General features: G+C 65.1%; 11 protein-coding genes and 1 riboswitch. Of the genes, 2 read left to right on the plus strand and 9 right to left on the minus strand.

The annotated features are described in order from the left end of the window. From FJ423_RS33140 to FJ423_RS33150, 3 genes are all read right to left on the minus strand, one after another. Positions 1-1,199 (minus strand): caspase domain-containing protein (locus FJ423_RS33140; protein ID WP_181174989.1); only part of this gene is annotated, 1,199 nt, incomplete at its 3' end. A 168-nt stretch (positions 1,200-1,367) separates the two neighbouring features. Continuing rightward, on the minus strand, positions 1,368-2,609 hold the full coding sequence (locus FJ423_RS33145; RefSeq protein WP_140847976.1) for a class I SAM-dependent RNA methyltransferase: 1,242 nt from the start codon (positions 2,607-2,609) through the stop codon (positions 1,368-1,370). Then, positions 2,606-3,373, minus strand: coding sequence for a TlyA family RNA methyltransferase (locus FJ423_RS33150; RefSeq protein ID WP_140847978.1), 768 nt, complete (start codon positions 3,371-3,373; stop codon positions 2,606-2,608). Before FJ423_RS33150 ends, FJ423_RS33145 begins: the two co-directional genes overlap by 4 nt. Positions 3,374-3,480: 107 nt before the next feature. Between FJ423_RS33150 and FJ423_RS33155 the strand changes: the two genes are divergently transcribed. After that, entirely contained in the window at positions 3,481-3,882 is a 402-nt protein-coding gene (locus FJ423_RS33155) for a GFA family protein (RefSeq protein ID WP_140847981.1), read from the plus strand. Here FJ423_RS33155 and FJ423_RS33160 read toward each other — a convergent pair. The 6 genes from FJ423_RS33160 to FJ423_RS33185 form a co-directional block, all read right to left on the minus strand. Beyond that, positions 3,879-4,166 (minus strand): hypothetical protein, encoded by a 288-nt coding sequence (locus FJ423_RS33160; RefSeq protein WP_140847984.1) that lies wholly within the window; start codon positions 4,164-4,166, stop codon positions 3,879-3,881. The two genes, FJ423_RS33155 and FJ423_RS33160, sit on opposite strands and share 4 nt — an antisense overlap. Before the next feature lie 151 nt (positions 4,167-4,317). Next, positions 4,318-6,225 carry a 1-deoxy-D-xylulose-5-phosphate synthase gene (gene dxs, locus FJ423_RS33165; protein ID WP_140847987.1) on the minus strand — a complete coding sequence of 636 codons (1,908 nt, stop codon included), beginning with the start codon at positions 6,223-6,225 and terminating at the stop codon, positions 4,318-4,320. A 264-nt stretch (positions 6,226-6,489) separates the two neighbouring features. Next, entirely contained in the window at positions 6,490-7,410 is a 921-nt protein-coding gene (locus FJ423_RS33170; RefSeq protein WP_140847990.1) for a pirin family protein, read from the minus strand. A 9-nt stretch (positions 7,411-7,419) separates the two neighbouring features. Then, the gene (locus FJ423_RS33175; RefSeq protein ID WP_140847993.1) at positions 7,420-7,686 is read right to left on the minus strand and encodes a DUF2277 domain-containing protein; all 267 of its coding nucleotides are present in this window, start codon (positions 7,684-7,686) and stop codon (positions 7,420-7,422) included. Positions 7,687-7,879: 193 nt separating this feature from the next. Continuing rightward, the gene (locus tag FJ423_RS33180) at positions 7,880-8,131 is read right to left on the minus strand and encodes an exodeoxyribonuclease VII small subunit (RefSeq protein ID WP_095766752.1); all 252 of its coding nucleotides are present in this window, start codon (positions 8,129-8,131) and stop codon (positions 7,880-7,882) included. A gap of 3 nt (positions 8,132-8,134) precedes the next feature. Then, positions 8,135-9,061: a histone deacetylase family protein gene (locus tag FJ423_RS33185; RefSeq protein ID WP_140847996.1), complete on the minus strand. Its 927-nt coding sequence runs from the start codon at positions 9,059-9,061 to the stop codon at positions 8,135-8,137. Positions 9,062-9,176: 115 nt separating this feature from the next. Beyond that, a riboswitch (cobalamin riboswitch) is annotated at positions 9,177-9,355 on the plus strand. A 42-nt stretch (positions 9,356-9,397) separates the two neighbouring features. Between FJ423_RS33185 and bluB the strand changes: the two genes are divergently transcribed. Then, on the plus strand, positions 9,398-10,044 hold a 647-nt coding region (gene bluB / locus FJ423_RS33190; protein ID WP_140847999.1), incomplete at its 3' end, for a 5,6-dimethylbenzimidazole synthase.

Below are 10,044 nucleotides of genomic sequence, written 5' to 3' on the forward strand. Positions count from 1 at the left end.
TCTTGGACTTTGAGCACCGGCCTGTCGACATAGATGATTTCCTCCGGCGGCGGCGGCGGCACGTCGTAGACGATGACGGTGAAGCTCGTCGGTGGCTCGAGCTCGGCGTCGAAATGCTCCAGCCGGCGGCGCGCGTCCCAGGCATGCAGCCCGTGCGGATAACGCTCGAGGTAGGACCAATAAGCCTCCGGCGTATCCCGCAGCCATGTTTCGCGCCAGGTGATCGCCTCGCGCCGCGCAGCGATGATGGCGCGCACGCGCTTGGCCATCGGATCGTGCGGATAGGCGACGAGGAATTCCTCGTAGCCGCGCATGGTATCGCGGTCCAGAGCCGCGACATAGGCGTCGTGCGCATTGAACTCGCGGATTGGCCTGGTCCGGTTGGCCCGTTCTTCGGCCTCCGAAACCTTCGGCTGCGGCGCGTCCGGAGCGCGTTCGAAGAAGACGAAAGGCGCGCTGATCTTCGAGGCGTCCCACGGGACTTCGGCGCCTTGCGTCACCTCGTTGACGCGTAGCCGCGTGCGGTGGAAAACATCGTCAAGCGCTATGCCGCCTTCCCGCATCATCTCGGCGAGCGCCTGAGCATAGGCGCCGTATGGGCCCTTGCCTTCCGGCGCAACCGTTCCGGGCGCCGCGTTGAACGCAATCAGCATGTTGGGGTCGGGGTCGACCAGCGCGAGACCGCCGGCCAGCGGCTGGCTCATTTTCGGAAGGCCATTGGGCCGAGCCGCGTCGAGGACAACGATATTGACCTTCGCCGGCAATCCCGCCAGGGACCTGGTGATATCAGAGAGCCGCATGGCCTGCAGCGGCACGTCGGCCGGATTGGCGATCTGGGCGTCGACCGGCAAGAAATAGTTCTCACCTTCGAACTGCACGCCGCGGCCGGCGAGGTATACGAAAACGGTCGCGTCCGGACCGGCGGCGGAAACCTTTCCAAGGAAATCGCGCAACGCGCCGCGTAACGATTCCTGGTCGACATCGCGCGCGCCGACAACATCGAACCCTGCTGCCTGCAGGGTCTGGGCGATCAGGCCGGCGTCATTCGCGGAGGTGACCAGCGCATCCGACGGATAGGCGGCGTTGCCGATGACGAATGCGAGACGTTTCTGCTGTTGGGCGAGCGCGCCCGTCGTGGACGCGACGGCGAACGCCATGAGAACGACGACAAGGCCGATGACTTTCCGAAGCGAGCGCATTGCAATCCGCCATCCTTGTCCGCCATTTCGTCCAACGCGACAACGCCGGAGAGGCAGGAATGTTTCCCTAACCGCAGAATTAAGACCCTGCAAAAAGGCGGCTTTAGGGCGCAATTTCGTCGAAAGAACAGAGGCTTCACAGTTTTCACGCGAGCCTCCGGCCGCGAGCTACCGCCGCCGCTTCAGCTTCTCCAAAAGCGCGACGGCCTCGACATGCGCCGACCACAGGAACTGGTCGATCGGCGTGACGCTCTTCAGCGTGTAGCCGCCATCGATCAGGATGCGCAGATCGCGCGCGAGCGTCACCGGATTGCAGGACACCGCGGCGACCAGCGGCACGTCGGAACGGGCGATCTGCTTCGACTGGTCCTCGGCGCCGGCGCGCGGCGGATCGAAGACCAGTCCGTCGAAGGCGTTCAACTCCTTGAAGGTCAGCGGCCGGCGGAACAGGTCGCGGCGTTCGCTGGTCACCCGCTTCAGGCCGCTGGCAAAGCGGAAGGCGCGATCGAGCGCGGCAAGCGCCGGCGCATCGCCCTCGACGGCATGGACCTCGGATTGCGCGCCGAGCCTGAGCGCGAAGCTGCCGCAGCCGGCAAACAGGTCCGCGACCTTCCTGGCGCGCGACAGATGCTGGCCGACAAGGCTTGCCATCGCCTGCTCGGCGGCTTCCGTCGCCTGCAGGAAGGCGCCGGGCGGCACGGCGACCGCGACCGATCCGAACTGCACCACCGGCTTCTTCGGCTCGACGACGATCTCGCCGTCGACGGAAAGCCGCGCCAGGCCTTCGGCCATGACGAAATTCGACGCGATACGGCGCTGATAGTCGCCAAGCTTGCCGGCATCGTGCACAGCTATATCGAGGCCTGAAGCGGTGACGGTCACTGTCATATGAAACGCCTTCGGGGTGGCGCAGACCAACCCGGCCAGGGCGCGCAATTTGCCAAGCGCCGAGACGATCGCCGGCAGCGAGATCGGGCATTCCTCGATCGGAATGATCTCGGAAGACAGCGCGCGCACGAAGCCGAGCAGCATGCCGGCCTCGGTGCGCCTGGCGCTGAAGGTGACGCGGCGGCGGGTGTGCGGCGCGCAAGGCACCAGCGCGGCGATCTCGCAAGCAATGCCCTTGGCCTTCAGCGCGTGCACAACCTTCTCGCGCTTCCATTGCCGGTAGGCTTCAGCCTCGTAATGCTGCAGTGCGCAGCCGCCGCATTCGGTGAAATGGCGGCAGGCCGGGTCGATCCTGAGCGGCGAGGCTTCCAATACCGACATCAGCGCGGCGCGGTCCTTCTGGCGCGCGGCCGTGACCGTCTCGCCCGGCAGCGTGAACGCGATGAAGACCTCCCCGCCTTCAGCATTGGCGATACCGTCGCCCTGCGAACCGAGCCTTGCGATGGTGAAGCGTGTGCTCATCGCTCGTCCTTCATGGCGGCGAGCAGGAACTCGCGGTTTCCGTCGCCGCCTTCGATCGGCGACGGCTCGAGTCCCAGCACGCGCCAGCCGGGAATGCCGGCCAGCCAGTCGCGCAAATTTGCAGCAATCCGGTCGGCATCGCCCGGATCCTTGAGCAGGCCGCCCTTGCCGATGGCCTCGCGGCCGCCCTCGAATTGCGGCTTGACCAGCAGAATTGCCTTGGCGCCCTCGCCCGCCAATTCCAGCGCCGGCGGCAGCGCCACCTTCAGCGAGATGAAGCTGACGTCGCAGACAAGGAAACCGGGAACGCGGCCGCCGAGATCGGCGGCCGTCAGATCGCGGGCGTTCAGTCCTTCGATCACCGTCACACGCGGGTCGCCGGCAATGTCGGGATGGATCTGGCCGTGACCGACATCGATCGCCGTGACATGGGCCGCGCGGCGCTCGAGCAGCACCTGGGTGAAGCCGCCCGTCGAGGCGCCGATGTCGAGCGCCTCGCTGCCGGAAGGATCGAGGCCGAAACGGTCGAGGCCGGCGATCAGCTTCAGCGCCGCGCGCGATACATAGGCCCGCGCCGGATCGTCGATGGCGATCAGGCAGTCCGGCGCGACGGGCTGGCCGGGCTTGCGGGCGACGGCGCCGTCAACCGTCACCGCACCGCGCTCGATTGCGTCGCGGGCGCGCGAACGGCTGGCAAACAGGCCACGCTCGACGAGCAATTCGTCGAGCCGCTGGCGCCGGTTGGCTGGCAAAGGGGAACTCATCGGCCTTCATTGGCGAAAGCCGGGCGCGAACGCAATGGTTGAATATGGCGCAAGAGGCTGCAGAATGCCGACAGGAACAGGCGGTTCGTCAGCCGGTGGAGATGGCAATGCTGAAGGGTACCTGTCACTGCGGCGCGGTTCATTGGACGCTGGAAGGCGATCCCGGTGGAATCACCGCATGCAATTGCACGCTTTGCCGCCGCTACGGTGCACTCTGGGCTTATGACTATGCCGACGAGCGCATTCGCGTTGCCGGACCGCTGAAATCATACACACGCGCCGAGGTGGCGGAGCCCGCGCTGGAAATCCTGTTCTGTCCGACCTGCGCCTGCGTGGTCGCCTGGCGAGGCCTGCGCTCCGGCGAAAGCGGCCGCACGCGTATCGCTGTCAATGTCAGGCTTGCGCCGCCCGAGGAGGTCGCCGACCTGCCGATCGACCATTTCGACGGCCTCGACACTTTTGACGACCTGCCGCGCGATGGCCGCTGCGTGCGCGATATGTGGTTCTAAAAAATAGTTCGCGACACTTGGCGCTCGACGGCGGGCATCAGGCCGTCATTGCCGGAGGCTTCCTGGCGCGGCGGCTCAACCGGAGTGGGCGCGACGGGACCTGCATCCGGCAGCACGACGAGTTGAGGAACCTGCTTATAGGAGAAGCCGCCGCGAATATTGCCCATCTTGCCGGCAATGATATCCAGCACCGCCTTTTCGAGATTGCGGTCGTAACGTGTTTCGGCTGCCGCCGGCGCCGTCACGGCCGCCAAAAGGGCCACTCCGCACAGAAGCGTTTTCATTTTTGGTTGTCTCCCTGCCTGGCCCGAGCTTCTAGCAGGGCGCCGTTGAAAATCGGCCAAGAGACAGGGTAAGCGAACCGCCAAACGGGAGCGTTAACAGATACCTACATCTGGCATCCGGCAAACCGATTCAGCGCCTTGAAGCTCTGTTTCAGGCGCGCTGCGCCTGCACTCCGCGACCGAGCGCGGCGAAGACCGTGCGCACGATGCCTGCCGAATCCAGCCCGGCATCGGCATACATCTTCTCCGGCTTGGCATGGTCGGTGAACGCGTCCGGCAGCACCAGCGGGCGCACCTTGAGGCCGCTTTCGAGAAGGCCTTCATGGGCGAGGAAGTGCAGCACCTGGCTGGCGAAGCCGCCGATGGCGCCCTCTTCCACGGTCACCAGAACCTCATGCGAACGGGCGAGCCGCCGGATGAGATCCTCGTCCAGCGGCTTGGCGAAGCGGGCGTCGGCAACCGTGGTGGAAAGGCCCGCAGCGCCAAGTTCCTCGGCCGCCAACAGGCAATCCTGCAGCCGCGTGCCGAAGGAAAGCAGCGCGACCTTGGTCCCTTCTTTGAGGATGCGGCCCCTGCCGATCTCCAGCAGCGAGCCGCGCTCCGGCATGTCGACGCCGACGCCGTTGCCGCGCGGATAGCGGAAGGCGATCGGGCCGTCATCATAGGCCGCCGCGGTGCGCACCATATGACGCAGCTCCGCCTCATCGGCGGCGGCCATGACAACGAAGCCCGGCAGCGTGGCCAGGAAGGTCGTATCGAAAGCGCCGCAGTGGGTGGCGCCGTCGGCGCCGACGAAACCAGCGCGGTCGATGGGAAAACGCACCGGCAGTTTCTGGATCGCCACGTCGTGGACGACCTGGTCGTAAGCGCGCTGCAGGAAGGTTGAATAGATGGCCGCAAAAGGCTTGTAGCCTTCGGTGGCGAGCCCCGCGGCGAAGGTCACCGCATGCTGCTCGGCAATGCCGACATCGAAGGTTCGCTTCGGAAACACCTCGCCGAAGAGATCGAGACCGGTGCCGCTCGGCATGGCGGCGGTGATGGCGACGATGCGGTCGTCCTCACGCGCTTCCTGGATCAGGCTTTCGGCGAAGACCTTGGTGTAGGCGGGCCCGTTGGCCGGCGCCTTGGCCTGCGCGCCTGTGATGACGTCGAACTTGTTGACGCCGTGATATTTGTCGGCTGCGGCCTCCGCCGGCGCGTAGCCCTTGCCCTTCTGCGTCACGACATGGATCAGCACCGGGCCTTTGCCGTTGTCGCGGACGTTCTTCAGCACCGGGATCAGATGTTCGAGATTGTGCCCGTCGATCGGACCGATGTGATAGAAGCCGAGCTCCTCGAACAAGGTGCCACCGGTGACGTAACCACGCGCATGCTCGACCGCACGGGTGATGGCGCGGTCGGCGCGCTTGCCCAGATAGGATGTCAGCTTCTTGCCGAAATCGCGAAGGCCGAGATAGGCCTTGCCGGAGGCGAGCCTCGCCAGATAGGCGCTCATGGCGCCGGTCGGCGGCGCGATCGACATGTCGTTGTCGTTGAGGATGACGATCAGCCGGGCGTCGAGCGCGCCGGCATTGTTCAGCGCCTCGAAAGCCATGCCGGCCGACATCGAGCCGTCGCCGATGACGGAAATGACATTGTTGCGGCCGCCCGACAAGTCGCGGGCCATGGCCATGCCGAGACCGGCCGAAATCGAGGTCGAGGAATGCGCGGCGCCGAACGGGTCGTATTCGCTCTCGGCCCGCCGGGTGAAACCAGAGAGGCCGCCTTCCTGGCGCAGCGTGCGGATGCGGTCGCGGCGGCCGGTCAGGATCTTGTGCGGATAGGCCTGGTGGCCGACGTCCCAGATCAGCCGATCCTGCGGCGTGTTGAAAACGTAGTGCAGCGCGACGGTCAGTTCGACGACGCCGAGGCCGGCGCCGAGATGACCGCCGGTCTGCGACACGGCATCAATCAACTCGGCGCGGAGCTCCGCGGCAAGCTGCGGCAGCGCGCTCTCATCAAGCGTCCGCAAATCCGCCGGAATGCGGACCTTGTCGAGCAGCGGCGTGTCTGGCTTCACTCGGGCGCGTCCTGCCTTATCGATCGAACACGGCGCTATCAGCAGATTGCGCCATAATCATGCGCGGGAATAGTCCGCCGGCGGGCGAATGTAAATGTGCGTCAGTGACGCGTGCTACGCTGCAGGTGTATTGAGATTCAGGTCAAGCCGCGCCGAAAATGATGGATTCCGAGAACCGGAGCGGAGCGTACTCAAAGTACGTGAGCACCGGAAGCGCAGGAAACCGGCATTTGCAGGCCGGCCTCACCTGAACATCAACACACCTTAGTTCTCGGGCAGCGGAATGAACTCCTCCTCATCGCCGGGAACGATATCGAAGCGGCCCGTCTTCCATTCCTGCTTGGCCTGCTCGATGCGTTCCTTGGAGGACGAGACGAAATTCCACCAGATGTAGCGCTTGGAGCCCAGCGAAGCGCCGCCGAACAGCATGAAATGCGCGCCGCGCTCGGAGGAAACGACTATCTCCTCGCCCGGCTTGAACACCAGGAGCCGCTCGGCCGGGAAAACATCGCCGGCGATCGAGACGTCGCCTTCCAGCGTGTAGATGGCGCGCTCCTCGGCATCGGCCGGAATCTTCACGCTGGCGCCGGCGGCCAGCCTGAGATCGGCGTAGAGCGTGTCGGAAGCGGTCGCCACGGGCGAGCGCAGGCCTGAGAACGCGCCAATGACGACGCGGCCGCTGACACCCTCGGCATCGATCTGCGGCAAGCGGGCCACCGACGTATTCGCGAATACTGGAGCAATCTCCTCCTTGCCGTCGGGCAGCGCCAGCCAGGTCTGCAGGCCGGAGACCGACATCGGCGCGCCGCGCAATTCCTGCGGCGTGCGCTCGGAATGAACGATGCCGCGCCCGGCAGTCATCAAATTTACGTCGCCCGGCGCGATCACCATTTCGGTGCCGAGCGAATCGCGATGCCTGATCCTGCCGTCGAACAGATAGGTGACGGTGGAAAGCCCGATATGCGGATGCGGGCGCACGTCGAGCGCATGGCCGGCGCGCAGGATCGCAGGGCCCATGCGGTCGAAGAAGATGAACGGCCCGACCAGGCGGCGCTTTGCCGTCGGCAGGGCGCGGCGCACCTCGAAGCCGCCAATGTCCTTGGCGTTCGGAACGACCATCAGCTCGATCTGGTCGCAGGCGAAGGCATCGCCGGGTTCGGGATCGTTTCCCGGAAAGAAGCTCATGTCGTATCCTCAGGCGAAACGCAGCGCAGACCTGGCCTTCGCCTTGGCAGCTTCTTCCTCGCGGTTGCGCGGCTCCTGGTTGGTTTCGAGCGAATCGATCAATTCGCGCGCGACAGCGGCGATCGCCTCGACGGCATGGTAGAAGGTATGCTCGTTGCGCTTGGACGGCTTGGTCGAGCCGCTCAGCTTGCGCACGAATTGCAGCGCTGCGTCATGCACCTCGTCATTGGTCGCCGGCGGCTCGAAATTGGCCAAGGTCTTGATGTTGCGGCACATGGCTTGAACTCCTTACCTGCTTTCTTTGCCCTTACCCGGTCTGAGATCATCCGCTGAGGTGTTGAGATTCAGGTCAGGCCGAGCCGAAAATGGTGGTTTCCGAGAACCGGAGCGGAGCGTACTTGAAGTACGTGAGCACCGGAAGCGCAGGAAGTTGCCATTTGCAGGCCGGCCTCACCTGAATATCAACACCTCAGTCGGCGTCCAGCGGTTCAGTTCCCACCGGCTTGCCGTCGCGCGACAGCCTGATCTTCTCGACCTTGTCCTCGGCCGCTTTCAGCAGCCGGTCGCAATGCGCCTTCAGCGCCTCGCCGCGCTCATAGATCTTGATCGACTGGTCGAGCGGGACGTCGCCGCGCTCGAGATCATCGACGATCTTCTCCAGCGCGTCGAGCGCCTGTTCGAAGCTCATCGCCTTGACGTCCTCATTGCCTTCCAATGCCATACCCTATCCCTTCATCAGCCGCCCGACATGGGCGGCGACTGAAAATGCCAGTCCTTGCAGATCGTAGCCGCCTTCCAACAGGCTGACGAGCCTGTTGGAGCTGTGGCGCCCGGCGCGCTCCATCAACTGGCCGGTCGCCCAATCGAAATCGTCCTCGGTCAGGTTGATCTCGGCCAGCGGATCGCGGTGGTGCGCGTCGAAACCGGCGGAAATGATGATCAGGTCCGGCGCGAACGCATCGATGGACGGCAGCACGCGCGACAGGAAGGCGTCGCGGAAGAGATCGCTCCCCGTCTGCGGCGCCAGCGGCGCGTTGACGATATTGCCGGCGCCGGTCTCGCTCTTCGCGCCGGTGCCCGGATAAAGCGGCATCTGGTGCGTCGAGCAGTAGAGGACCGACGGGTCATCCCAGAAGATGTCCTGGGTGCCATTGCCGTGATGAACGTCCCAGTCGACGATGGCGACACGCTCGGCCTGGTGTTTCTTCTGCGCGTAGCGGGCGGCGATCGCCGCCGTGTTGAACAGACAAAAACCCATCGCCGTGGTCTTTTCGGCATGATGTCCAGGCGGACGCGCGGCGACGAAGACGTTTGCCGCACGGCCCTCGAAGACGTCGTCCACCGCCGCGTTGGCACCGCCGATCGCCGTCACCACGGCCTGCCAGCTTTTCGGGCTGGCGCTGGTATCGGCGTCGATCGACACGATCCCGCTCTCAGGGATCGCCCCGCGCACGCGCTCGACGAAATCCTCCGGGTGCGCATAGAGGATGGTTTTCTCGTCGCCTTCCGGCGCCTTGACGCGGTCGAGCGCCGCAAAAGTCTCGTCGTCCAGCACGCGCTCGATGGCGCGCAGGCGGTCGGGCCGCTCGGGGTGACCGAGCGGCGTGAGGTGTTCGAGGAAGATCGGATGCGTGTAGAGACGGGTGGCCATGGCGCCTAATCTAGGGGCCTATGCCCGCAATGACCATGTTTGGCAGCCGAATGGCTGGGGAAAATCGCGTCTTGCCGTGTCGCTAACGCCATTGGCGCGGCCCAAGCTTCGCTGTAAGGTCGCGTCGCTGCCTGGTGCCCGCGACGCGGGAGAATCGGGAACACGGTTGAATTCCGTGGCGTGCCCAACACTGTAAGGGGGACCGCGCCGGCAAACGCCACTGTCGAAGACGGGAAGGCGCCGGATGCGGGACGATCCCGAGCCAGAAGACCGGCCCGGCAGACATGGTTTTCCGCTTGGTCAGGCGGGGAACTGCTTGTCGCAAGGGGAAAAGCGATGACGGCAGCAGCGATCGCCACGAGCGGCGACGACTTTGACCAATTGGCGCGCGACGCGGTCTACCGGGCCATGTTCACCAGGCGCGACGTGCGCAGCCATTTCGTCCCCGACGATCTCGATGACAATGTGCTGGCCCGGCTCATCACCGCCGCGCATCACGCCCCGTCGGTCGGCTATATGCAGCCGTGGAATTTCATCGTCATCCGCGATGCCGAGCGGCGCAGACAAGTGCGCGACCTGTTCCTCGCCGCACGCGAGCAGGAGTTGCCGGCGATCGAGGCGGAACGCCAGGCGCTCTACCGCAAGCTGAAACTCGAGGGCATTTGCGAAAGCGCGCTCAACCTGTGCATCACCTGCGATCGGCAGCGCTCGAAGGACTCGCCTCTCGGGCGTTGGCACAATCCGGAGATGGATCTCTACAGCACCGTCTGCGCGGTGCAGAATTTCTGGCTGGCGGCGCGGGCCGAAGGCGTCGGCGTTGGCTGGGTGAGCATCATCGAAACCGAGGCATTGAAGCGGCTTCTCGCGATCCCGGAGCATGTCACGCCGATCGCCTATCTTTGCGTCGGCCGCGTCTCGGCCTTCGCGCCGAAGCCGGACCTCGAGGCGCATGGCTGGGGCAAGCGCCTGCCGCTGCCCGAACT

Origin of the sequence: Mesorhizobium sp. B2-8-9 (assembly GCF_006439475.1) — a bacterium.
Lineage (GTDB): Bacteria > Pseudomonadota > Alphaproteobacteria > Rhizobiales > Rhizobiaceae > Mesorhizobium.